The organism is Nocardioides humi, from assembly GCF_006494775.1.
GTDB lineage: Bacteria > Actinomycetota > Actinomycetes > Propionibacteriales > Nocardioidaceae > Nocardioides > Nocardioides humi.
This window is the reverse complement of the sequence record NZ_CP041146.1, coordinates 2,442,632-2,465,543: the sequence shown is the minus strand read 5'-3', so window position 1 is coordinate 2,465,543 and position 22,912 is coordinate 2,442,632. Positions and strand designations below refer to the sequence as shown.

General features: G+C 71.0%; 24 protein-coding genes. 20 read left to right on the top strand and 4 right to left on the bottom strand.

Annotation, left to right across the window (positions count from 1 at the left end):
* The first annotated feature begins 20 nt into the window (after positions 1 to 20).
* The 14 genes from FIV44_RS12100 (at position 21) to FIV44_RS12035 (ending at position 12,614) form a co-directional block, all read left to right on the top strand.
* A complete protein-coding gene (locus FIV44_RS12100; RefSeq protein WP_141004649.1) occupies positions 21 to 1,052 on the top strand; it encodes a dihydrodipicolinate synthase family protein in 1,032 nt (343 codons plus the stop codon).
* Positions 1,049 to 2,362: an aromatic ring-hydroxylating oxygenase subunit alpha gene (locus FIV44_RS12095; RefSeq protein ID WP_219996414.1), complete on the top strand. Its 1,314-nt coding sequence runs from the start codon at positions 1,049 to 1,051 to the stop codon at positions 2,360 to 2,362. Before FIV44_RS12100 ends, FIV44_RS12095 begins: the two co-directional genes overlap by 4 nt.
* A complete protein-coding gene (locus tag FIV44_RS12090) occupies positions 2,362 to 2,883 on the top strand; it encodes an aromatic-ring-hydroxylating dioxygenase subunit beta (protein WP_141004648.1) in 522 nt (173 codons plus the stop codon). The genes FIV44_RS12095 and FIV44_RS12090 overlap by 1 nt, the downstream gene beginning before the upstream one ends.
* A gap of 14 nt (positions 2,884 to 2,897) precedes the next feature.
* On the top strand, positions 2,898 to 3,173 hold the full coding sequence (locus FIV44_RS12085) for a hypothetical protein (protein WP_219996413.1): 276 nt from the start codon (positions 2,898 to 2,900) through the stop codon (positions 3,171 to 3,173).
* Positions 3,170 to 3,946 carry an SDR family NAD(P)-dependent oxidoreductase gene (locus tag FIV44_RS12080; protein WP_141004647.1) on the top strand — a complete coding sequence of 259 codons (777 nt, stop codon included), beginning with the start codon at positions 3,170 to 3,172 and terminating at the stop codon, positions 3,944 to 3,946. The genes FIV44_RS12085 and FIV44_RS12080 overlap by 4 nt, the downstream gene beginning before the upstream one ends.
* 97 nt (positions 3,947 to 4,043) lie before the next feature.
* Entirely contained in the window at positions 4,044 to 4,610 is a 567-nt protein-coding gene (locus tag FIV44_RS12075; RefSeq protein ID WP_219996412.1) for an amino acid synthesis family protein, read from the top strand.
* On the top strand, positions 4,607 to 5,809 hold the full coding sequence (locus FIV44_RS12070) for an amidohydrolase family protein (protein WP_219996411.1): 1,203 nt from the start codon (positions 4,607 to 4,609) through the stop codon (positions 5,807 to 5,809). The genes FIV44_RS12075 and FIV44_RS12070 overlap by 4 nt, the downstream gene beginning before the upstream one ends.
* Positions 5,810 to 5,824: 15 nt before the next feature.
* A complete protein-coding gene (locus FIV44_RS12065) occupies positions 5,825 to 6,028 on the top strand; it encodes a ferredoxin (protein ID WP_141004645.1) in 204 nt (67 codons plus the stop codon).
* Between the two features lies 1 nt (position 6,029).
* A complete protein-coding gene (locus FIV44_RS12060; RefSeq protein WP_141004644.1) occupies positions 6,030 to 7,199 on the top strand; it encodes an NAD(P)/FAD-dependent oxidoreductase in 1,170 nt (389 codons plus the stop codon).
* A gap of 103 nt (positions 7,200 to 7,302) precedes the next feature.
* On the top strand, positions 7,303 to 8,430 hold the full coding sequence (locus tag FIV44_RS12055) for an alpha/beta hydrolase family protein (protein WP_141004643.1): 1,128 nt from the start codon (positions 7,303 to 7,305) through the stop codon (positions 8,428 to 8,430).
* Positions 8,427 to 9,209, top strand: a complete 783-nt coding sequence (locus FIV44_RS12050) for an enoyl-CoA hydratase/isomerase family protein (protein ID WP_181411125.1) — start codon at positions 8,427 to 8,429, stop codon at positions 9,207 to 9,209. The genes FIV44_RS12055 and FIV44_RS12050 overlap by 4 nt, the downstream gene beginning before the upstream one ends.
* 189 nt (positions 9,210 to 9,398) lie before the next feature.
* Positions 9,399 to 10,448 carry a thiamine pyrophosphate-dependent enzyme gene (locus FIV44_RS12045; protein WP_219996410.1) on the top strand — a complete coding sequence of 350 codons (1,050 nt, stop codon included), beginning with the start codon at positions 9,399 to 9,401 and terminating at the stop codon, positions 10,446 to 10,448.
* A 38-nt stretch (positions 10,449 to 10,486) separates the two neighbouring features.
* Positions 10,487 to 11,461 carry an alpha-ketoacid dehydrogenase subunit beta gene (locus FIV44_RS12040; RefSeq protein WP_141007846.1) on the top strand — a complete coding sequence of 325 codons (975 nt, stop codon included), beginning with the start codon at positions 10,487 to 10,489 and terminating at the stop codon, positions 11,459 to 11,461.
* A 97-nt stretch (positions 11,462 to 11,558) separates the two neighbouring features.
* Complete coding sequence (locus FIV44_RS12035; RefSeq protein ID WP_246086930.1) at positions 11,559 to 12,614, top strand: dihydrolipoamide acetyltransferase family protein; 1,056 nt, start codon at positions 11,559 to 11,561, stop codon at positions 12,612 to 12,614.
* A 36-nt stretch (positions 12,615 to 12,650) separates the two neighbouring features.
* On the opposite strand, the gene FIV44_RS12030 is transcribed toward FIV44_RS12035, so the two are convergent.
* Entirely contained in the window at positions 12,651 to 13,910 is a 1,260-nt protein-coding gene (locus tag FIV44_RS12030) for a cytochrome P450 (RefSeq protein WP_141004639.1), read from the bottom strand.
* A gap of 110 nt (positions 13,911 to 14,020) precedes the next feature.
* Here FIV44_RS12030 and FIV44_RS12025 point away from each other — a divergent pair, with 110 nt between their 5' ends.
* Both FIV44_RS12025 and FIV44_RS12020 read left to right on the top strand, forming a co-directional pair.
* The gene (locus tag FIV44_RS12025; protein ID WP_141004638.1) at positions 14,021 to 15,196 is read left to right on the top strand and encodes an epoxide hydrolase family protein; all 1,176 of its coding nucleotides are present in this window, start codon (positions 14,021 to 14,023) and stop codon (positions 15,194 to 15,196) included.
* Between the two features lie 32 nt (positions 15,197 to 15,228).
* Positions 15,229 to 15,879: a TetR/AcrR family transcriptional regulator gene (locus FIV44_RS12020; protein WP_141004637.1), complete on the top strand. Its 651-nt coding sequence runs from the start codon at positions 15,229 to 15,231 to the stop codon at positions 15,877 to 15,879.
* 50 nt (positions 15,880 to 15,929) lie between these two features.
* Here FIV44_RS12020 and FIV44_RS12015 read toward each other — a convergent pair whose 3' ends face one another.
* The 3 genes from FIV44_RS12015 to FIV44_RS12005 form a co-directional block, all read right to left on the bottom strand.
* Positions 15,930 to 16,430, bottom strand: coding sequence for a hypothetical protein (locus FIV44_RS12015; RefSeq protein WP_141004636.1), 501 nt, complete (start codon positions 16,428 to 16,430; stop codon positions 15,930 to 15,932).
* A gap of 11 nt (positions 16,431 to 16,441) precedes the next feature.
* Positions 16,442 to 16,864 carry a hypothetical protein gene (locus FIV44_RS12010; protein ID WP_141004635.1) on the bottom strand — a complete coding sequence of 141 codons (423 nt, stop codon included), beginning with the start codon at positions 16,862 to 16,864 and terminating at the stop codon, positions 16,442 to 16,444.
* A 147-nt stretch (positions 16,865 to 17,011) separates the two neighbouring features.
* Positions 17,012 to 18,046 (bottom strand): LacI family DNA-binding transcriptional regulator, encoded by a 1,035-nt coding sequence (locus FIV44_RS12005; RefSeq protein WP_246086929.1) that lies wholly within the window; start codon positions 18,044 to 18,046, stop codon positions 17,012 to 17,014.
* Positions 18,047 to 18,224: 178 nt separating this feature from the next.
* Between FIV44_RS12005 and FIV44_RS12000 the strand changes: the two genes are divergently transcribed.
* The 4 genes from FIV44_RS12000 to rhaS are packed head-to-tail and all read left to right on the top strand — an operon-like array spanning position 18,225 to position 22,907.
* Positions 18,225 to 19,760, top strand: a complete 1,536-nt coding sequence (locus FIV44_RS12000; RefSeq protein ID WP_141004634.1) for a sugar ABC transporter ATP-binding protein — start codon at positions 18,225 to 18,227, stop codon at positions 19,758 to 19,760.
* Positions 19,757 to 20,788: an ABC transporter permease gene (locus FIV44_RS11995; protein ID WP_141004633.1), complete on the top strand. Its 1,032-nt coding sequence runs from the start codon at positions 19,757 to 19,759 to the stop codon at positions 20,786 to 20,788. Before FIV44_RS12000 ends, FIV44_RS11995 begins: the two co-directional genes overlap by 4 nt.
* Positions 20,785 to 21,885: an ABC transporter permease gene (locus FIV44_RS11990; protein ID WP_141004632.1), complete on the top strand. Its 1,101-nt coding sequence runs from the start codon at positions 20,785 to 20,787 to the stop codon at positions 21,883 to 21,885. Before FIV44_RS11995 ends, FIV44_RS11990 begins: the two co-directional genes overlap by 4 nt.
* Entirely contained in the window at positions 21,882 to 22,907 is a 1,026-nt protein-coding gene (gene rhaS, locus FIV44_RS11985) for a rhamnose ABC transporter substrate-binding protein (protein WP_141004631.1), read from the top strand. Before FIV44_RS11990 ends, rhaS begins: the two co-directional genes overlap by 4 nt.
* Positions 22,908 to 22,912: the final 5 nt, after the last annotated feature.

Here is a 22,912-nt window from a genome sequence, read left to right as displayed (position 1 = left end):
AACACGAGGAGATTCCCACGATGACTGCACTGCCCAAGGTGACCGGAGCCGACATGCGGGGCGTCATGGCCTACCCGCCCACCCCGGCCCTCCCCGGAGCCGAGAGGGTGGAAGCCGTCGACACGGTCGACCTGGCCGAGACGGAGCGCATGATCCGCGCCCTGATCGCCGACGGAGTCGACGCCATCGCGCTCAACGGCACGCTCGGCGAGTGCGCCACCCTGACGCTGGAGGAGTGGAAGGCGTTCGCGGACTGCGTGGCGGAGACGGTGCGCGACGTCGCTCCGGCCTTCCCGGTCTTCGTCGGGGCCACGACCCTCAACACCCGCGACACCGTCTCGCGGATGAGGTTCCTCGCGGACCTCGGCATCACCGGCACGCTGCTGGGACGGCCGATGTGGGGCAACATGGTCGGTCCGGTGATGGAGCGCTTCTACCGGGACGTCGCCGAGGCCGTGCCCGAGCTCGCGATCGTGGTCTACGACAACACCGCCGCGTTCGGCGACATCATCCCGCGCAGCGTCTACCGCACGCTCGTCGAGCTGCCGCAGGTCGTCGCCGTCAAGTACGCCGGTGGTGCGTCCGTCGGGTTCCGGTACCACAACGACATGGCGCACACGGGCACCCACTTCCCGCTGATGCCGATCGAGACCGACTGGATGCCGGCGTGGGACATGTACGGCGAGGAGCTGGTCGGCATGGCCTGGTCGTCGACCACTGCGTGCGGCCCGGGCCCGGTGCTGGCCCTGCGCGACGCGCTGCGGGCCGGCCGCACCGAGGACGCGCGCTGGCTCACCGAGCGGCTGCGGTGGGCACACGAGCCGTTCCTCGTCGGCCAGAACTTCATGGAGTTCTCGAAGTACAACATCCCGCTCGAGAAGATCCGGGTGAACGAGGCCGGATACATCAACGTCGGCAAGTGCCGTCCGCCGTACACGGAGGACTTGGTGCCGGCCCAGCACGTCCAGGACACCAAGGACCACATCCTGCGCTACCGCCAGGTGATCGCCGAGGTGGAGGCGCGGTTCGGCACCGAGACGGTCGTGGCATGAGCTCGCCGCCCGCCGGTGACGTGCAGCGCCTGCTCGAGACCATGCAGGTCGGGGTCCCGGAGGGTCGCGTGCCGGCCCGGATCTTCAACGACCAGGCGGTCTACGAGCGGGAGAGGGAGCGCGTGTTCGGGCGGGTCTGGTGCTTCCTCGCCCACGAGAGCGAGGTGCCGAAGCCGGGCGACTACGTCACCCGCTACATCGCGGACAACAACGTCATCGTGGCGCGCACCGAGCGGGGGGACCTCAAGGCGAGCCTCAACATGTGCCGGCACCGCGGCAACATGATGTGCAAGTCGGAGATGGGCAACTCCTCCCACTTCCGGTGCTCCTATCACGGCTGGGTCTACAAGAACTCCGGAGAGCTGATCGGGGTCCCGTACTTCAAGGAGGGCTACGAGAGCAAGCTCGACCGGAAGCAGTGGGGGCTGGTCCCGGTGCGGACGGAGACCTATGCGGGCCTGGTCTTCGGCACCCTCGACCCGGATGCGGAGCCCCTCGAGGAGTACCTCGGCGGCTTCCAGTTCTACCTCGACATCTACCTGAAGCAGGGGCCTGGCGGGAGCGTCGTGCACGGCCCGCCGGACCACTGGGTCGCGGAGACCGACTGGAAGATCTGCGTCGAGAACTTCTCCGGCGACGGCTACCACACGCCCGTCGCCCACCAGTTCGGCTTCCACCTCGGCTACTTCCCGTCCTCCGGAGCCACCCACAGTCAGGGCTGGGCTGCGCACATCCCCGGAAAGGGGCACGGGATCGGGCTGGGGCACACGCCCGGGATGCCGCCCTTCGCGGGGTATCCGCCGGAGCTCGTCGCGCAGATGGGAGAGACGCTCAGTCCAGCGCAGATGGAGGTCTTCTCCAAGACCCGGACGGCGGTGGGCTCGGTGTTCCCCAACCTGTCGTTCCTGATCCAGCCGTTCAGCCTCGTCCCGGGGGAGCCCGGTGTCCGGTTCTGCACGATGCGGCTCTATCACCCGACCGGGCCGGGCCGGATGGAGATGTGGTCGTGGTGCCTGGTGCCCGCGGCAGCGAGTGACGAGTACAAGGAGGCGGCCTACAAGGCCTACACGCTGGCGTTCGGACAGGCCGGCATGTTCGAGCAGGACGACTTCGAGAACTGGACGCGGCTCACCCGGGTCGCCGGCTCGTCGGTCGCCAAGCATCTCGAGTTCCCCTACGTCATGGGCATCGAGCGCGAGCCGCTCAGCGACTTCCCCGGCCCGGGACACGTCGTGAGCCCCTACGTCACCGACACGAACTTCCGTGGTCTGTGGGGCACCTACACCGACTACATGCTGAAGGAGAGCTGATGGCGCTCCTGTTGCCGCCTGCGGACCCCGAGGTCGTCGCCTCGGTGCAGCACTTCCTGCACTGCGAGGCACTCGCGCTGGACGAGCGCAGGTTCCGTGACTGGCTCGAGGCGTTCGCGGACGACGCCCACTACGAGATGCCGGTCCGGGTCACCCGCGAGAAGCTCGCGGAGTGGGAGCTCTCGCCGAGCTCACGGATCTTCGACGACACCAAGCGCACGCTGGAGATCCGGGTGCAGCGACTCGAGACCGACTTCGCCTGGGCCGAGCAGCCGCCGTCGCGGACACGTCACCTCATCACCAACCTGCTCGTCCTGGAGGGGGAGCAGGCCGGCGAGGTCGTGGCGTTGTCGAGCTGCCTGGTCTACCGGAGCCGGGGCGAGGATCCCACGCCGAGCCTGTTCTCGGTCGCGCGCCGTGACCGGCTCCGTCGCGCCGGCGGAAGCTGGCAGATCGTGCACCGGCTCGCCGCCCTGGACCAGGCGACCGTCAACGCCCACAACATGTCCATCTTCGTGTGACCAGGGAGCCGAGCATGGAACCGCCTGCCACTCCGGGCGCCAGCCGCCCGCCGACCCCGTCGGCGGCCGAGGTGCCGCAGGGGACCGACAACGACGGACCGATCGTGGTCGCCAACGAGTTCGCGGACGTGGTCGTGCGCAAGGCGCACACACGCAACGGCGTGCGGCTCGAGATCTGGTCACCGCGCCGGGGAACGGTGATCCACCTCGACGCCGTCGCGCTCGACTGCCTGAGCTACCAGGAGCCGGAGCTCATCACCGAGCTGCTGGCCCGGACTCCCGGGGCATGACCGCCCGGCTGTCCGGCCTCTCCCTGCTCGTGACCGGGGGCGGGTCCGGGATCGGCCGTGCTGTCGTGGATGCCTTCGTCGCCGAGGGCGGTCACGTGACCGTGGTCGAGTACGACGATGAGAGGGCCTCCGACGTCGCCGCAGCGCATGGCGACGCGGTCGAGGCGATGGTGGGCGACGCGGGAGACCCGAAGGTGCTGGCCGCGGCGGTCGAGGCCGCATCCCGTCGTGGTTCGCTCGACCACCTGGCGTGCATCGTCGGCAGCTTCGACTTCTACCAGTCGATCCTCGACCTGGACGCCGACCGTCTCGAGCGAGCGGCGATGGAGATCTGGCGCCGCAACGTGCTCAGCGCCCTGCTGGCGATCCGCGCGGCACACGACCACCTCAGCCGTGCGCGCGGCTCGATCACGCTGACGGTCTCGGGCGCCGCCTACCGCGCCGAAGGAGGTGGCGTCCTCTATGGAAGCTCCAAGGCTGCGCTGCACGGTGTCGTGGTCCACCTCGCCTCCGAGCTCGCTCCCCGGGTGCGGGTCAACGGCGTCGCTCCGGGCGGCACGGCCCAGACCCGGCTCGGCGGCCTGGCGTCGCTCGACCAGCGCACCACGACCGCGGAGGTGGCCGGCCGCGACGAGAGGATCCGGGCGGGCACCGCCCTGGGGGTGCTGCCGCTACCGGCCGACCACGCGCCGGCATACGTCCATCTCGCCGACCCGGTGGCGAGCCGAGTCGTCACCGGGACGGTCATGCGCACCGACGGCGGACGCCAATAGACCCCAGTGGGGGGACGCCGTCATGCGCCGTGCCCTCCTAGCGTGAGCCGCCCGAGGGGTATGCGCGCCGCGCATGCCAGGACAGGAAGGAAGTGCCGTGAGTCTCGAGCTCCGTAGGATCGTCAGCCACGTGGAGGAGCTGCGGCTCGTGCTCGGCCGCTCGGACGAGGACGGTCCGCTGCGCAAGGTGGCGGTGTGCGGCATCTACGCGAACCCGTTCGCCGGCGCGGGATACGTCGAGAACCTCTCCCCGATCGTGGCGGCCTCGGCCGAGGTCGGGAGTGAGCTCGGCAGGCGCGCCGCGGCGCTCCTGGAGGCGCCCGTGCAGAGCTACGGCAAGGCCGGCCTCGTCGGTACCGCCGGTGAGCAGGAGCACGTGAACGCCGCGGTCACCTCCGTGTTCGGCGACGCGTTCCGAGAGGCCGTCGGCGGTGGCAGGGCGTGGATCACCTCGACCACCAAGATGGCCGGCCCGGGCGCGACGATCGACGTCCCGCTGGCGTTCAAGGACGAGATCTGGGTGCGCAGCCACTACGACGCCGTCGAGGTCAGCATTCCGGCGGGCCCGGCTCCCGACGAGCTGGTCGTGATCGTCGCCGTCAGCAACCGTGGGCGGATCAACGCCCGCGTCGGCGGCATGACCCTGGGTGAGGCGCAGTCGTGACCGGTCAGGTCCTGGCGATCGTGAACGCCGGCGCGGTCCTGTCCGGGGATCACGGGCAACCGGTGCTCGATGACGTCGACACCCTCATCTGCACCGACGGACTGATCTCCCATGTTGGTCGCGCCGGCGACCTCGCTGCAGCGGTCGCCGGCGCGGACGTCGTCGTCGACGCCCTCGGCTCGACGGTCGCGCCGGGTCTGATCGACTCGCACTGCCATGTCGTACTCGGCGACTACACGCCCCGGCAGAAGACGGTGGACTTCCTCGCGAGCTACGTGCACGGCGGCATCACCAGCGTGATCTCGCCGGGGGAGATCCATGCACAGGGCCGCCCGCATCACCGAACCGGAGTCAAGGCGCTGGCGATCGCCGCGAAGACCTGCTTCGACAACTTCGCCCCCGGCGGCATGACGGTTCATGCCGGGGCCGTCGTCCTCGAGCCGGACCTGACGGAGGAGGACTTCGCGGAGCTCCAGCAGGCCGGGGTCCGGCTGGCGAAGTTCGGCTTCGGTCTCTATGCGGACCCGGCGGACGGCGAGCCGCAGGTGCGCTGGGCCCAGCAGCACGGTGTGACGGTCATGTGCCATTCCGGCGGTGCCAGCATCCCCGGCAGCCAGCCGATCACTCCGGAGCACCTGCTCCGGCTCCGGCCCGATGTGTGCGGACACGTCAACGGCGGTCCCACGTCACTCGACGAGGCCGGCGTGGACCGGATCATCGAGGAGACGGACATGGCGCTCCAGCTGGTCCAGGCCGGCAACCTCAGCTCGGCCGTGCGCATCCTGCGGAAGGCGGTGGCCGCAGGCCGGTTCAGCCGGGTGGTGATCGGCTCGGACACGCCGACGGGCACCGGGGTGATGCCGTTGGGTGTGCTCAAGACCGTGGCCGAGCTGTCGTCCCTCGCGCCGATGGACCCGGCTCTCGTCTGGTCGGCCGCATCGGGCAACTGCGCCCGCGTCTGGGACCTGGACGCCGGGCTGGTGGCCCCGGGCAGGGCCGCGGACCTGGTCGTCATGGACGCGCCGTGGGGATCGCGGGCCGACGACGCGCTCGGCGCTCTCGCGCTCGGTGACCTGCCCGGGATCAGCGCGGTCGTCACCCGGGGACAGGTGCGCGCGCTGCGCAGCCGCAACACGCCGCGGGCGGCCCGACTCGCCGTCGTCACGCCCGACCTGCCCCACCTCCTGGACTCGCACTAGCCGAAGGATCTGGACATGTCACTCACCGTCGCCGCCGACCTCGATGCCTGCCAGGGCTACGCGTGCTGCCTGATGGAGGCACCTGCCGTCTTCGACCTCAACGAGGAGATCGGCAAGGTGGTCGTGCTCGAGGCCCACCCGACACCCGACCAGCGCGCTGTCGTCGAGGCTGCTGTCCGGGCCTGCCCGGCCAAGGCACTCGCGCTCGTGACGGAGTGACGTGGACCGTGTCATCGTGGTCGGAGGCTCGATCGCCGCAGTGCGTGCGGTCGAGCGCCTCCGAGACCTCGGCTTCGCCGGGCGGCTGACGCTGGTCGGCGCCGAGACCCACCTGCCCTACGACCGGCCGCCGCTCTCCAAGCAGGCACTCCAGTCGGGGAGCCTCGCGGCGACGGAGCTGCACGACCGGGCGTGGTACGAGGAGCGGGGCATCGAGCTCCTGCTCGGCACGCCCGCCTCCGCGCTCGACCCGGTACGCCGCGAGCTGAGGGTCGGGCAGGCGACGATGTCGTACGACGGCCTGGTGATCGCGACCGGGGCTGCGCCTCGCCGTTCCGGTCCGGTCGCATCCTCGCCCCTGGTGCACATGCTTCGGACGGTCGACGACTTCGCGGCGGTCCACGACGCGGTGATCGGCTCCCGCCGGCTGTGCATCGTCGGTGCGGGGTTCATCGGGCTCGAGATCGCCGCGGCGGCCCGGGCACGGGGGGTCGAGGTCGTCGTTCTCGAGAACGACCCGGTGCCGCTCTACCGTCACCTCGGCTCCGAGGCCGGTGCGTGGGTCGCCGAGCTCCACGCCGCACACGGTGTGGACCTTCGCTGTGGCGCCCGTGTCTCCGAGGTGCACGGCAAGCCCGGCGCGGTCCGGGTGGAGACCACTGATGGTGGATCGATCCTCGCCGACGCGGTCGTGGCCGGGGTGGGCGTGGCCCCCGCGACGGACTGGCTGGCGGGCAGTGGGCTCGATGTCGACGCCGGCGTCGTCTGCGACGCGACCCTGCGCACGTCGGCACCCGGAGTCGTCGCCGCCGGCGACGTGGCGCGCTGGCGCCACGAGCTGTACGGCCGACATCTGCGTGTCGAGCACTGGACGACGGCGGCGGAGCAGGGCTGGCACGCGGCCGCGACGCTGCTCGGTCATCCCGAGCCGTACGCCGCCGTACCGTTCGTGTGGTCGGACCAGTGGTCGGCCAACCTGCGGTTCGTCGGGAGCACGGAGGGCGCGGACCGGGCGAAGGTCTTGAATGCCGCCGACGGCCGGCTGGAGGTCGTCTACGGCACCGCCGACCGGCTGGTCGGTGCCCTCTGTGTGAACTCCGCCAAGCGGCTGGTGGCCCACCGCGCGGCGATCGCCGCCGGAACGGCGTGGGCCGACCTCGACGGCCTCTGAGCGCCCGGCGTCCGGGCCCGGCGGGAAGTACCCGAAGGGGTCCTGCGACCCGAGGGCCGCCCCGGAGAGGGTGGTGCTCCCATCCTTCGAGAAAGGCCGGCACGTGACCGACGAACTCCAGCTCATCGAGCTCTTCCCGCAGCACGAGGACTGGTCCCTGCAGACGATGCGCCTCCTGGCGCAGGTGCCCGTCGGCGGTGCCGACCTCTTCGAGTGCGCGCGGACCGCAGCGCGGATCGGGGACAGCACCGATGACGACGTCTGGCATCGCGAGTGGCGGCAGACGGCCGTCGACCTGGCCCGGCACGGGCGGGACCAGATCGACGCGGGCCACGTCGTGACGGGTGCGGCGGCACTGTTCCGCGCGGGCAGCTACTGGCGGCACTCGGAGTTCTTCCTCCCGTCCGACCACGAGAGTCGGGTCGAGGCGTACACGGAGGGCACCCGATGCTTCCAGGACGCGGCGGGCCACCAGGGCGGCAGGATCGAGCGCATCCATGTCCCGTACGAGAACGGTCAGACCCTGGACGGCTATCTCGTGCGTCCGGACACGTCGGGCAGGCGTCGGTCCACGGTGCTCTTCCTCGGCGGGGCCGACTCCTGGGCGGAGGAGCTCTACTTCCTCGGAGGCAGCCAGTTCCCGGCACGTGACATGAACCTCGTGCTCGTCGACACCCCGGGCCGGGGCAGCTCACTGCGGTTCAAGCAGATCTACAGCCGTCATGACTACGAGGTGCCGGCCGCGGCGGTGCTGGACCACCTGCAGACCTTCCCGGACGTCGACATGGACCGTATCGGTGTCGCGGGCGTGAGCCTGGGTGGCTACTACGCCCCACGCGTCGCGGCCTTCGAGCCGCGGGTCAAGGCGGTCGCCGCATGGTGCGGGACCTGGAGCATCCTCACCGACTTCTACGAGTGGTACCCGCCGCTCCAGGCGCAGCTGCAGTGGCTGACCGGCTCCCGTGACGACGCGGAGGCCAGGGAGAAGCTGGCCAGGTTCACCCTCGACGGTGTCGCCGACAAGATCGACGTGCCCGTCTACGTCATGCACGGGACGCAGGACCTGATCATGGACATCGAGGGCGCTCGCAGGTTCGTGGACGCACTCACGGTGGACGACGTGACGGTCCAGATCTACGATGCCGCCGGCCGTCTGCACTGCAGCTACGACCACCAGGCCTACGCCGTCGCCCACATGGCCGACTGGTTCGCCGACAAGCTCCGCGCGTGACCGGTGAGCCACCGCTCCTCCTCGACCGCCGCGGACCGGTGCTGCTCCTGACCTTGAACCGCCCCGCGGTGCACAACGCGGTGAACCGTGCGATGGCCACGGCGATGGGAGAGGCGCTCGAGCAGGCGGCGGCCGACGAGCAGGTTCGGGCTGTTGTCGTGGCCGCCGGCGGCGACGGAGCGTTCTGCTCGGGGGCCGACCTCAAGGAGGTCGCCGCCGGCAGGACGCCGAACGCGGAGGGCCAGGAGCAGTGGGGCTTCCTCGGCCTGGTGAACCACTGGGTGCCACAGCCGGTCATCGCGGCCGTCACGGGCTCCGCGTACGCCGGGGGAGCCGAGCTGCTGCTCGCGTGCGACCTGGTGGTCGCGGACCAGGACGCCCAGCTGGTCTACACCGAGATCCGGCACGGTCTCTTCCCGAGCATGGGCGGGACCGTGCGTCTCGCCGAGCATGTCGGCACCAAGGTCGCGTTCGAGTGGATGGCCACCGCCCGGCCGGTGTCGGCCCGCGAGGCGTGGCAGCGCGGCCTGGTCAACCTCGTGGCTCCGCGCGCCGAGGTGCTGACGCGAGCACTCGATCTGGCGGCGGACCTCGCCAGCCGCTCACCGGAGGCACTGCATGCCCTCAAGCGTGCCTTCTACACCGCCGTCGGTGGCGAGCGGCTCCTCGAGCGACCCCGTCGCGAGGTGAGCGATGCCGAGTGGCACCGGCTGCGGGCCGGGGAGGCGGGCCAGGCGGGGCCACGGGCGTTCGCGGAGGGCCGCCGCGTCAGGTGGTGAGCAGATGGTCCCCGAACGGGTGATCCCGGCTCGCGGCGCTCCCCGTCAGGCTGGAGCCACGCCGAACCCGAGCGACCGGACGATCTCCGGTATCGCCGTGGGCGTGCCTCTCACCCCCGTGCCCACAGGCAAGGAGCAGTGCTCATGTCCGTCCCTCCGCCGGTCGCGCGACCAGCTAGCCCTCAGCCATTGCAGTTCGTCCGTCCCGACGGGTCCGTCACCGAGGACGGCGCCCGGCACGGCATCGACGTGGAGCTCGCCCGGACCTGCTACCGCGACATGGTCCTCGCACGCCGGCTGGACCACGAGGCACTCGCCCTCCAGCGGCAGGGCGAGCTCAGCCTGTGGCTGATGGCCTGGGGCCAGGAGGCGGCCCAGGTCGGGTCGGCGCAGGCCCTGAGACAGACCGACATGGTGTTCCCCAGCTACCGGGAGCACGCCGTCGCCCTGCATCGTGGCGTGCGCCCGAGCGAGCTCCTTGCGCAGTGGCGCGGATGCACGCACGGCGGCTGGGACGTCGCCGAGCGTCGTTTCCATCTCTACTCCCTGGTTCTCGGCACCCAGACACTCCACGCCACGGGGTACGCCGCCGGCGCCCGGCTGGCCGGGAGCGACGAGCTGGTCGTGGCCTACTTCGGGGACGGTGCGTCCAGCCAGGGCGATGTCAACGAGGCGCTCAACTGGTCGGCCGCCGCATCCCTGCCGTTGCTGTTCCTCTGCCAGAACAACCAGTGGGCCATCTCGACCCCTGCGGCGCTGCAGATGAGGACCTCGGTGCACCAACGGGCCGCCGGGTTCGGCATCGCCTCGTTCGTGGTGGACGGCAACGACGTGCTCGCCGTTCACGCCGTCACCGCCGCGGCAGCCGAGCTGGTCCGTGCCGGGAAGGGGCCGGCGCTGGTCGAGGCCGTGACCTATCGCCGCGCCGGTCACAGCAGCTCGGACGATCCCACGCGCTACCGGTCCGACGACGAGGTCGCGGACTGGACCGCCCGCGACCCGATCGACCGGGTCGACCGGATCCTCCGTGCCTCCGGCGTACCGGCCGACTTCTTCGACGACGTGCAGGCGGAGGCCGAGCAGCTGGCGCTCCGGGTCCGTGAGGAGTGTCGCGCGATCCCCGATCCGGACCTGGACGACGTCTTCGCGAGCACGTACGCCGCGTCCAGGCTCGATGTGGAGCGGGAGCTCGCCGAGCGGCACCGGATGCTGCGCAGCCTCGAGGAGGTCCCGGCGTGACCGCGGCGACGCATGCCGGTGCCGTCGCACCGGAGACCATGACCATGGGCGGCGCCATCAACGCCGGCCTGCGCCGGGCCATGCAGGACGACGACCGGGTGGTGGTCCTCGGGGAGGACGTCGGCGTGCTCGGCGGCGTCTTCCGGGTCACCGACGGGCTGTCCCGCGAGTTCGGCGCCGACCGGGTCGTCGACACCCCGCTCGCGGAGTCCGCCATCGTCGGCACGGCGATCGGCCTTGCGCTGCGTGGCTTCCGCCCGGTCTGCGAGATCCAGTTCGACGGCTTCGTCTACCCGGCGTTCGACCAGATCGTGAGCCAGCTGGCGAAGCTCCGGGCGCGCTCGGGCGGCCGCCTCGCTCTTCCCGTCGTCATCCGCATCCCCTGCGGTGGAGGGATCGGCGCTGTCGAGCACCACAGCGAGTCCAACGAGGCCTACTTCGCGCACACCGCCGGCCTGCGTGTGGTCGCCTGCGCCACTCCGCACGACGCGCACCACATGATCCGTCAGGCCATCGACCTGGACGACCCGGTGATCTTCTTCGAGCCGAAGCGGCGCTACTGGGACAAGGGCCCGGTCGGGCCGGAACCCGGTCTCGACCTCGACCGCGCGCGGGTGCTGCGCGTCGGCGACGACTGCACGCTGGTCGCCTACGGACCGTCGGTGGGCACGGCGCTGGCGGCGTCGGCGGCCGCTGCCGAGGACGGCTACTCGGTCGGCGTCCTCGATGCCCGGACGCTGTCGCCCCTCGATGTCGACGCGTTGGTCTCCGCGGCCCGGCGCTCACGACGGATGGTGGTCGTCCACGAGGCGTCGACCTTCCTCGGCCTGGGCGCCGAGATCGCTGCTGCGGTGACGGAGCGGTGCTTCGAGGAGCTCGCCGCGCCGGTGCTGCGGGTCGGCGCGTGGGACCTTCCCTACCCACCTGCCCGTGTCGAGGACGAGTTCCTGCCCGACGTGGACCGGGTCCTCGATGCCGTGGACCGCGTGCTCGGCTACCAGAGAGGCCGATGATGGGCGAGCGGTACGACTTCCTCCTCCCCGATGTCGGGAGGGCCTGACCGAGGCCGAGCTCGTGGTGTGGCATGTCGGGGTCGGTGATCGCGTGGAGGTGAACACGATCCTGTGCGACATCGAGACCGCGAAGTCGGTGGTCGAGCTCCCGAGCCCGGTCGCCGGCACTGTCGTCGAGCTGCACGCGGCTCCCGGCGACACCGTCCTCGTCGGGATGCCGCTGGTCTCCGTCGGTACGGCGACGACCCCGGCTGCGGCGCCTGCCCCGGACCCGGTTCGGGGACGTGAGCCCGATCCTCGGCCCGCCTCCGGACCTGACCCCGCAGAGACCGGCGCCGAGGAGGCGCCGCTGGTGCTGGTCGGCACCGCCCCGGCTCCGATGGCCGCCCGGCGCCGGCACCTGCGTGCCCGGTCGGCAATGCCGGAGCCGGAGCCGACGATCTCACCCGTCGTCGCCGCGGAGCACCGCGAGCCCGTCCGAGGTGTCCGCAAGCGCATCGCCCAGGCGATGACGAGCTCGGCGTTCACGGCGCCTCACGTGACCGAGTGGCTCGCAGTCGACATGACGAGGACCCTCGAGCTGACCGCCTCCCTCCGCATGCGGAGGGACTGGGAGGGCGTCCGGGTGACCCCGCTGCTCCTGGTCGCGCACGCTCTGCTGGTCGCCGTCCGGAGGAACCCGGACATCAATGCCTGGTGGGATGATCCGGCGCAGGAGATCGTCCGGGCGGACTACGTCAACCTCGGCATCGCCACCGCCACGCCACGAGGACTGCTGGTACCGAACATCAAGGACGCGCAGCGCCTCGGACTCCGGGATCTCGCCGTAGCACTGGACGACCTGATCACCCGCGCCAGGGCCGGCCGCGCGAGCATCGACGCGCTCTCGCGAGGGACGATCACGATCACGAACATCGGCGCCCTGGGTGTCGATGCCGGCACGCCCATCCTCAATCCGGGTGAGGCGGCGATCCTGGCGTTCGGCGCGATCCGGGAGATGCCATGGGTGCACGAGGGCCGGATCGTCGTCCGCCGGGTCAGCCAGCTCGCGCTCTCCTTCGACCATCGGCTCGTGGACGGCGAGCTGGGATCGGCGGTGCTGTGCGACGTCGCCCGCGTGCTCGGCGATCCGACGGAGGCACTGCTGGGCTAGTGTCCTGACGGGACACTGCAGCCGTGTTGCCGACGGTCAGCGCAGTCGCAGCCGGAGCTGCTCGGGTCCGCTGAGCATCAGGTTGGGCCGCATCGGCACCTCGCCGACGACCGCGTAGTCCGGGAACCGGCGGACGATCGTCTCGACGGCCACCTGGATCTCCATCCGCGCCAGCCACGATCCCAGGCAGACGTGGATGCCGTAGCCGAAGCCGATGTGCTTCGGGTCCCGCGGGCGGAGCAGGTCCAGCTCGTCAGCGCGGTCGAAGACCCGCGCGTCACGGTTGCCGGAGGCGATCATGCACCGCACCGTCTGTCCGGCCTGGACGGGTGTGCCCGCGATGACGGTGTCGGCCACGGCTGTGCGGTGGATGAAATGGACGGAGTTGCAGTAGCGGAGGAACTCCTCGACCGCCCGTGTCGTGTCCTCCGGGCGCTCCAGCATGACCAGCCGCTGCTGCGGGTGGACTGCCAGCGCCTTGAGCGCGTTGCCGATGAGGTTCGTCGTCGTCTCATGGCCGGCGAAGAGCAGGAGGACGAACATCGCGTCCAGCTCTTCCTTGGTCAGCCGCACGCCCTCGGTCTCCGCGCTCACCAGGGCGCCGAGCAGGTCGTCGTGCGGCGTGACCTCGCGCTCCTCGATGAGCTCCTGCAGGTAGGCGCGGAACGCCGTGAGCGCCTCATGGGCCTCGGCGATGTTCGAGTATCCCGTGCCGATGGCCCGACCGATCTCCGCACTCCACAGCCGGACGTCCTCGGCGCGCTCGGGCGAACAGCCGAGCATCCGTGTGATCACCTGGTAGGGGAGGGGGTAGGAGAGAGCGGGGACGATGTCGACGACCTCGTCGCCGCGGGCGAGCGCCTCGTCGAGCAGCTCGTCGACCAGGGCCTGCACCAGCTCCTGCATCACCGCGATGCGCCGCGGAGTGAACGCGTAGTTGGCCAGCGCTCGCAGCCGGGTGTGGTCGGGCTGGTCGACCTGGTTCATCATCCGCGACTCGTTCTGGACCAGGTCCATGAGCAGCGGCACCTGGTCGGCGGGTGTGCGCTCGCGGAGGTTGCGGACCCGGGTTCCCGACATGCGGGTCGAGCTGAAGGTCGCCGGATCACGCAGAACTGCGACCACGTCGTCGTACCGGAAGACCGCGAGCACATCCTGCGCGAAGGCGGCCGGCACGTGCTCGCGCATCGCCTGGTAGAGCGGGTACGGGTCGGACAGCTCCTCACCTCGCCCCTGGAAGAGCGTGTCGAGCCGCGCAACGAGGTCGTCGGCTGTCTCGGGTCGGGTCGCGGTCATGGCTGCGTCCTCTCGGTTGCGGCGGCTCTGACGGCCTCACTAGAGTGTGACTCTAATCATTCAAGTAACAGTTGAAAAGAGTGACCGAGGCTCTGGCTGAAGGAGTGCGCATGGACCTGAGGAGCCTGACGCCGTATGTCGTGGAGGTGCCCGACGGGGTGCTCGACGACCTGCGGGGTCGCCTGGAGAGAGCCCGGCTCGACCAGACGTTCCCTGCAGGAGACTGGACCTACGGCACTGACCACCGCTACCTCGCCGACCTGCTGGAGTACTGGCGGGAAGGCTACGACTGGCGCGTGCACGAGCGAGCGATCAACGCGTTCGATCACTTCCGGGAGTCGATCGACGGCGTGCTCGTGCACTTCGTCGCGCAGCCCGGTGTGGGGCCGGAGCCGTTGCCCCTGGTCATGTCTCACGGCTGGCCGTGGACCTTCTGGGACCTCCGCAGGGTGATCGGGCCCCTCTCCGATCCCGCTGCGTACGGTGGTGATCCGGCGGACGCCTTCGACGTGGTCGTGCCCTCGCTGCCCGGCTACGGGTTCTCCACACCGCTGACGGCGGACGGCGTCAACTTCTGGCGTACGGCGGACCTGTGGCACCAGCTGATGACGGAGCGGCTGGGCGTGGGCAGGTACGCGGCCCAGGGCGGCGACTGGGGAGCCTTCGTGTCGGCCCAGCTCGGTCACAAGTACCCCGACCACGTCGTCGGCCTGCACCTTCACCTGTTGCCATGGCTCGAGCCGGGGCCGATGCCGGGCACCGACTACCCGCCGGAGGAGCAGCGGTGGGCCGAGCGCCTGCTGCGGCATCAGCTCTGGGGCTCGGGCTACTCCATGCAGCAGTTCACCCGGCCTGCCACGATCGGGCACGCCCTCGTCGACTCGCCCGTCGCGCTCGCGTCGTGGCTGGTCGAGAAGCGGCAGGCCTGGGCGGACAACGACGGCGACATCGAAGCGGTGTTCTCCAAGGACGACCTGTGCACGATGCTCACGATCTACTGGGTGACGGCGAGTGGCGGAAGCGCTGCGCGCTACTACACCGAGACGCGCCGCAACCCGTGGAGACCGACCAGCGAGGTCTCTCCCCGCGTCCCCGTTCCCACCGGAGTGGCTGTCTTCCCGGAGGAGCTGTTCAAGCCGTCGCGGTCGTGGGCGGAGGGCTACTTCGACCTCCGTCGCTACGCCGAGATGCCGCGCGGAGGTCACTTCGCGCCGGCCGAGGAGCCGGAGCTTCTCGTCGCCGAGATCAGGGAGTTCTTCCGTCCGCTCCGGGACGGGGGCCGGTGAGTGGGGCCGAGGCCTCGTGAGAGCGTGTCCGGGTGACCGATGTCGAGTCCTCCGCGCTCAGCCGCCGTTCCCGCCGTGAGGAGTACGCCGACGCCACCAAGGCGGCGGTCGTCGAGGCCGCGCGCGAGCTGTTCGCGGCGCAGGGATACTTCGCCACGAAGGTCGAGGAGATCGCTGAGCGCAGCAGGGTCTCGCCGGCGACGGTCTACGCGCAGTGCGGCGGCAAGCAGGGCCTGCTTCGCACCCTCATGGACCGGTGGACGGCCGGTCCCGGCATTCGAGCGGTCATCGCCGCGGTCGAAGACGCGGAGTCGCCGAGGGAGGTTCTACAGATCCTCGCTGCTGCCTACGCCGGGATTCATGCGGAGTTCGGCGACGTCACCCGCGTGGTTTCGCAGACTGCGCCCCATGACGAGGAGGCGGCCAAGGTGCTCGCGATCGCGACGGAACGGCAACGGCAGGCGCTGACCCAGATTGCCGTGCGGCTGCGTGCTCTCGACGCGGTGGCCGATGGTCTCAGTGACGATGATGTGGTCGACATCGTCTTCTACTACTTCGCCCGCGACCGGATCGGATTCATGGTGTCCGAGCTGGGCTGGTCGGCTGACCGCGCCGGGTCCTGGATCAGGGATCAGGTGGCGCGCACGATCCTCAAGCCCCGCTGGCGTCCTCGCTCGCACTGACGAGCCGGCTCCCTGGGTGTGGGCCGGCGGCGCCGAGCACGGAGGGGCCCTCACCCCTCCGTCGTACGACGCGCGCCGGGTGCACCCGGCCCCGGCACCGACCCCGGCGGAGGCGGGCCGAGCCGGCCCGTGCGGATCCAGTCGACGGCGAAGTCCGCCGGATTCGCCGGGTCGAGCATCACCGCCAGCTCCGCCTCGGGCCGCAGTCGCGCGAGATGGAGGCCGGCGACCACCTGGTCGCTGACGGTGACGTACGGCTCGGTGCCGTCGTCCGGCTCGATCCGGGCCCGCACCCGCAGCACGGGCGTGCTGCCGGCGTACGTCCCGACCTGCTGGACGGACAGCACGATGGCGCGCGCGGGCAGCCCGATGCCGTTGGTGAGCTCGAGGTGCCGGGCCATCCGCAGGCCGAGCCCGCTGACGTCGGCCGCCTGCCGCATCTGGTTCGGGATGTCCGCCACCTGCCCGAGGTACGACGTCGGCCGTCCCTGCGAGCGGAGGTACTCCTTGTTGGCGCGGTTGAGCCGCTGCCAGTCGCCGAACAGGCCCATGGCGGGCGGCCTCAGTAGCCGAGGAAGCGACGGAACTGCTGGCCCACGGCCTGGGACTGACCCATCCGCGCGACCCAGCCGTCGAGCGCGGCCTTCGCGTCCGCGGGGTCGATCCCGCGCTCCTCGGCCAGGGTGATCATCCCGGCCTCGTCGTTGATGCCGCGGGCCTGGGCGTCGCGGGCCATGTCGGCGTAGTCCTGCAGGGAGACGCCGTTGATGGGCTCCCAGATCGGGTCGTCCTCGGCGACCGAGCGGGTGGAGGGGCCGCCGAACACGGCCGGGTCGATCGAGCCGGCGCCCTCGACGTGCACAGAGCCGGGCTGGCCCGCCTGACCCGCCTGCGCCGCAGCCGCCTGCGCGGCAGCGGCCTGGGCCGCGGCAGCCTGCTGCTGCGCGGCGTTGATGGCGTCCTTCGCCTTGTTGAAGAGTCCCATTGTTGCTCCTGTCCGGCCGCGTGGCGGCCTGTCGCGTGACGTCCCCCGGTGCTGCGACCGTAGGACGGCGGGTGTTCGCTGGACAGTGTTCGGCAGTCCCAAGGTCGTCTCATGTCGCCGGCGACCCGAGAGCCGGGGACTGGGGTGTCACCCCTCCGTCGAGCGGCGTACGACGAGCTCCGGCTCGAGCACGATGTCGCGCACCTGGCTGCGCGGGTCCTCGATGGTGGCGAGGAGCAGGTCGGTGGCGACCTCGCCCATCTCGGCGCGCGGCTGCCGGATCGAGCTGAGCGGGATCGCGGCGGAGGCGGCGAAGTCGATGTCGTCGTACCCGAGGATGGCGACGTCGTCGGGGACCCGGACGCCGGCGAGGGTGAGGGCCTGGAGCACGCCGAGGGCGATGAGGTCGTTGGCGGCGAAGATCGCGTCGGGCCGGGCGGAGCCGGCGAGCAGCTCCTCGGCGCCCTGCCGCCCGGCGGAGGCGTCCATGGTGGCGGTCTCGACGAACCGCAGCCGCGCGCCGGTGACGCCGTCGACGGCCTCCTGCGCCCCGCGGAGACGGTGCTTGACCTGGGTCAGGCCGCGGGGGCCGCCGAGGAACGCGATCCGGCGGCGCCCGGACTCCAGCAGGTGGGCGGCCGCCAACCGGCCGCCGCGCAGGTCGTCGACGGCGACGGAGGAGAACTCCCGGCTGCCCGTGCGACGGTCGACGACGACGACGGCGGTGCCGCGCTCCCGCAGCCGCCGCAGGCGGGGCAGCACCTTGCCGACGGGGGAGATGAGCAGGCCGCTGACCCGCTGCTCCTCGAAGAGGTCGAGGTACGTCGACTCGCGGTCCGCGTCCTGGCCGGAGCTGCCGAGGATGAGGGGCCGCCGGTGCTCGGCGAGCCGCAGCTCGACGCCGCGGGCGACGTCGGTGAAGAACGGGTTGCGCACGTCGAGCACGACCATGCCGATCGCGCGGTTCGTGCCGGCCCGGAGCTGGCGGGCGGCGTCGTTGCGGACGAAGCCGAGCTGCTCGATGACCTGCTGGACGTGCTCGAGGGTGGCGGGGGAGACCTTCTCGGGCCGGTTGAGGACGTTGGAGACCGTGCCGACCGAGACGCCGGCGGCCGACGCGACGTCCTTCACGGACACGCTGCGCGCCGTGTCACCGGGCCGGTGCACCTCGCTCGTGGTCACGGTTCCCTCCTGTCTGGTGGGCTCACCTTAGGACCTCGGGCGCCCTTCGCCCGAGCTCTTGATTCGTTTCAAGAAAGTTGCGGGAGACATCTTGACGCCTGTGACGGCAGTCACCTAATGTCCCTGGCATCCGCTATTGAAACCTTTCAATCGGCAGATGTCGAGCAAGAGGAGTGAGATGTCCGACCACGAGGAGCGCCCCGCGCCGACCCTCGAGCTGCGTGATGTCGCCAAGTCGTTCGGCGCCGTCGCCGCGCTGCGCTCGGGGACCCTCGAGGTGCTGCCGGGCTCGATCCACGCGCTGGTCGGCGAGAACGGCGCGGGCAAGTCCACGCTGGTCAAGATCGTCGCGGGCGTGCATCGCCGCGACGCCGGCGAGTTCCGCCTCCTCGGCGAGCCGGTCGACTTCGGCTCGACCGCCGAGTCCAAGGCCGCGGGCGTCGCCGTCATCTACCAGGAGCCCACCCTCTTCCCCGACCTCTCGGTGGCCGAGAACATCTTCATGGGCCGCCACCCGCTCGGCCGCGGCCGGCGCATCGACCGGACCCGGATGTACGACGAGTCGCACGCCCTCTTCGCCCGCCTCGGCGTGAGCATCGACCCCCGCCGGGTCGCCAACGGCCTGTCCATCGCCGACCAGCAGCTCATCGAGATCGCCAAGGCCATCTCGCTCGACGCGAAGCTGCTCGTGATGGACGAGCCCACCGCGGCGCTCAGCGGCAACGAGGTCGCCCGGCTGTTCGCCGTCGCCCGGAGCCTGCGCGACGAGGGCCGCGCCCTGGTCTTCATCTCCCACCGCTTCGACGAGGTCTTCGACCTGTGCGACACCGTCACCGTGATGCGCGACGGCGCCTACGTCTCCACCGCCCGCGTCGCCGAGACCACCGAGTCCGAGATCGTCGCGAGGATGGTCGGCCGCGAGGTCGCCGAGCTCTTCCCGAAGACCCCCGCGCCCGTCGGCGACGTGGTCCTCGACGTCGAGGGGCTCAGCTCGACCGGCGAGTTCCACGACGTCTCCTTCCAGGTCCGCGCCGGCGAGATCGTCGGCCTCGCCGGGCTGGTCGGCGCCGGCCGCAGCGAGATCGCCCGGGCCGTCTTCGGCGTCGACGGGTACGACGAGGGGCGGGTCACCCTCGGCGGCCGGGCGATCCCGAAGGGCAGCCCCCGCCGGGCGATCCGCGCCGGCATGGCCTTCGTCCCCGAGGACCGCCGCCACCAGGGCCTGGTCATCGAGGGCTCGGTCGCCCGCAATATCGCCTCCGTCATCCGCGGCGGCCTCAGCCGCGCCGGCCTGCTCACCGCACGCGCCGAGAACCGGGCGGCCGGCCCCTGGGCCGCGACGCTCCAGGTCAAGACCAGCGCCCTCGACATGCGCGCCGCCACGATGAGTGGCGGCAACCAGCAGAAGGTCGTCATCGCCAAGTGGCTCGCGACCGACCCGCGGCTCCTCATCATCGACGAGCCGACCCGCGGCATCGACGTCGGCACCAAGGCCGAGGTCCACCGGCTGCTGTCCGACCTCGCCGGCCAGGGCCTGGCGATCCTGATGATCTCCTCCGAGCTCCCCGAGGTCCTCGGCATGGCCGACCGGGTGCTCGTCGTCTGCGAGGGCCGGATCACCGCCGACATCGCGCGCGACGAGGCCACCCCCGAGAACGTCATGGCCGCCGCCACCCGGTCCGCCGACGGCGCGACGAAGGAGCCCGCAGCATGAGCACCTCCACGCTGGCCCCGTCGCGGCAGAGCCCGGCCGCCCGCGCCGTCCACACCCTGCTCCACTCCCGCGAGCTCGCGATCGTCATCGTGCTCGCGCTGCTGATCCTGGTCGCCACGGCCCGGCGCAACTCGTTCGTGCTGAGCGCCGACGGCTGGCGCGACACCCTGCTGGCGCCGTCGATCCTGCTGCTCCTCGCCGTCGGCCAGATGGTCGTGGTGGTGACCCGCAATGTCGACCTCTCGGTCGGCTCGACGCTCGGCATCACGGCATACGTCACCGGCAAGATCTTCGTCGCGAACCCCGACACGTCCGTGATCGTGGTGTTCCTCGCCGGCCTCGCGGTCGGCGCGGCGATCGGCGCGGTCAACGGGCTGCTGGTCGCGCTGTTCAAGGTGCCGGCCCTGGTGATCACGCTCGGCACGATGTACGTCCTGCGCGGCGCGCTCACCCACGAGGTCGGCAGCAAGCGGATGAACGCCCAGGACTACCCGGCGCACTTCGAGAGGCTCGGCACGCAGCAGGTGCTGACCATCCCGGTGCTCACGATCATCGCGCTCGTCGTGGTGGCCGCCGTCGGCTACTACCTCCACACCGCCCGGGGCGGCCGCGAGCTCTACGCCATCGGGTCCGACCCCGACGCCGCCGACCTCTACGGCCTGCCCGCCACCCGCCGGGTGTTCGGCGCCTTCGTCCTCTGCGGCGCCCTGGCGGGACTGGCCGGCGTCTTCTCCGCCGCCCGCTACGCCACCGCCTTCTCCGGCACCGGGTCCGGCATCGAGCTGCAGGCCGTCGCGGCCGTCGTCATCGGCGGCGTGGCGATCTTCGGCGGCAGCGGCACCGTCTGGGGCGCCGCGATCGGCGCCTTCCTCCTCGTCACCATCAACCGCGCGCTCCCCATCCTGGGCATCAGCGAGTTCTGGCAGGGCGCCGTCGTCGGTGCGCTGATCATCGGCTCGATCGTCCTCGACCGCGTGCTGAGCATCCGGCGCACCCACCAGCTCGTGGAAGCGAGGGACCACGCATGAGCACCCTGACTCCCGACGCCCCGCAGGCCGAGCGGGCGACCCGCACCTACCCGTCGTACTCCCGCAACCTGCTGGCCCGGCTCCTCCTCAACCGCGAGGCCGCGGTGATCCTCGCCCTGGTCGTGGTGTTCGTCTACGCGATGGGCAACGTGCAGTACTTCGACGGGCCGCTGACGATCTACAACCTGCTCAAGGAGTACGCGCCGATCCTGCTGATGGCGCTGCCGATGACGCTGATCATCGTCACCGGAGAGATCGACCTGTCGGTCGCCAGCACGCTCGGCGCGAGCGCGGCGATCACCGGCGTCCTCGTGGTCGAGCACGACCTGTCCGTGCCGACGGCCGCCCTCGTCGCGATCGCCGCCGGCGCCGCCCTCGGCGCGCTCAACGGCTTCTTCGTCGCGTACGTCGGGCTGCCCTCGCTCGCGGTGACCATCGGCAGCCTGGCGCTCTACCGCGGCCTGGCCCAGGGCCTGATCCAGGACAAGCGGATCTCCGGCTTCCCCGGCGACTGGCGCAGCTGGCCGACCGAGCGGATCGGCGACACGCAGTACCCCAACATCATCATCCCGATCGTCGTCCTGGCCGTGGTGTTCGGCCTGCTGCTCCACTTCACCGGCTTCGGCCGCAGCATCTTCGAGATCGGGCTCAGCGACGAGGCCGCCCACTTCGCCGGCGTCAACGTCGCCCGCACCAAGCTGATCCTGTTCACGCTCAGCGGCGCCGTGGCCGCCTTCGCCGGCGTGTACGTCGCCCTCAAGGCCAACTCCGTCGCCACCGACACCGGCACCGGCTTCGAGCTCAAGGTGATCGCGGGCGTGCTGCTCGGCGGCGTCTCCATCTTCGGCGGCCGCGGCGCGCTGCACGGCGTCATCGCCGGCGTGCTCCTCATCGCCGTCCTCAACTCGGCGCTCCAGCTCGACGGGCAGGGCTCCGAGGTCATCCAGATCATCATCGGCCTGCTGCTGGTCGGCTCGGTGATCGCCTCCAACTTCCTGCCGCGCATCCGGGCTCTGCTTCCGCGGCGGGCCGTGGCCGACGCAGCCACACCGAAGACGCCGGTCAACGGCGACCACACCCGAAAGGTAGCTCAATGAGGATCAACACCAAGCGGTTCGCTGCGGGTGCAGCACTGGCGCTGGTCGCCACCCTGGGCCTGGCCGCCTGCGGCAGCGACGACGACGGCGGCGGCTCGGGCGACGGCGACGGCCTCACCGTCACCTTCCTGCCGAAGAACCTCGGCAACCCGTACTTCGAGACCAGCGACGCCGGCGGCGAGAAGGCCGTCAAGGAGTTCGGCGGCACCTACGCCGAGGTGGGTCCCGACACGGCCGGCCCCGACGCGCAGGTCTCCTACATCGACACCGCGGCCGCGCAGGGCGTCAGCGCCCTGATCGTCTCGGCCAACGACCCGACGGCGCTGTGCGACTCGCTCAACGCCGCCCGCGACGCCGGCACCAAGGTCGTCACCTTCGACTCCGACACCGACCCCGAGTGCCGCGACCTGTTCATCAACCAGGCCACCGCCGAGGGCATCGCGAAGGTCCAGATCGACATCATCGCCGAGCAGATCGGCGACGAGGGCGAGGTCGCCATCCTGTCGGCGGCCGCCAACGCCACGAACCAGAACGCCTGGATCGACCTGATGAAGGCCGACCTCGCGGCCAACCACCCGAACATCAAGCTCGTCGACACCGTCTACGGCGACGACGACGACCAGACCTCGTTCGACAAGACCGCGGCGCTGCTGGCCGACCACCCGAACCTCAAGGGCATCATCTCGCCGACCACCGTCGGCATCTCGGCCGCAGCCCGCTACCTGTCGACGTCGTCGGCCAAGGGCAAGGTCGCGCTGACCGGCCTCGGCACCCCGGACCAGATGCGCGACTACGTCAAGGACGGCACCGTCGCCGAGTTCGCGCTCTGGAACCCCGAGGAGCTCGGCTACCTCTCGGCGTACGCCGGCAAGGCGCTCGCCGACGGCGACATCACCGGTGCGGAGGGCGACACCTTCGAGGCCGGCGACCTGGGCGAGTTCACCGTCGGCGCGGACAGCACCGTCCTGCTCGGCGACCCGTACCGCTTCAACGCCGACAACATCGACGACTTCCACTTCTGAGTCGC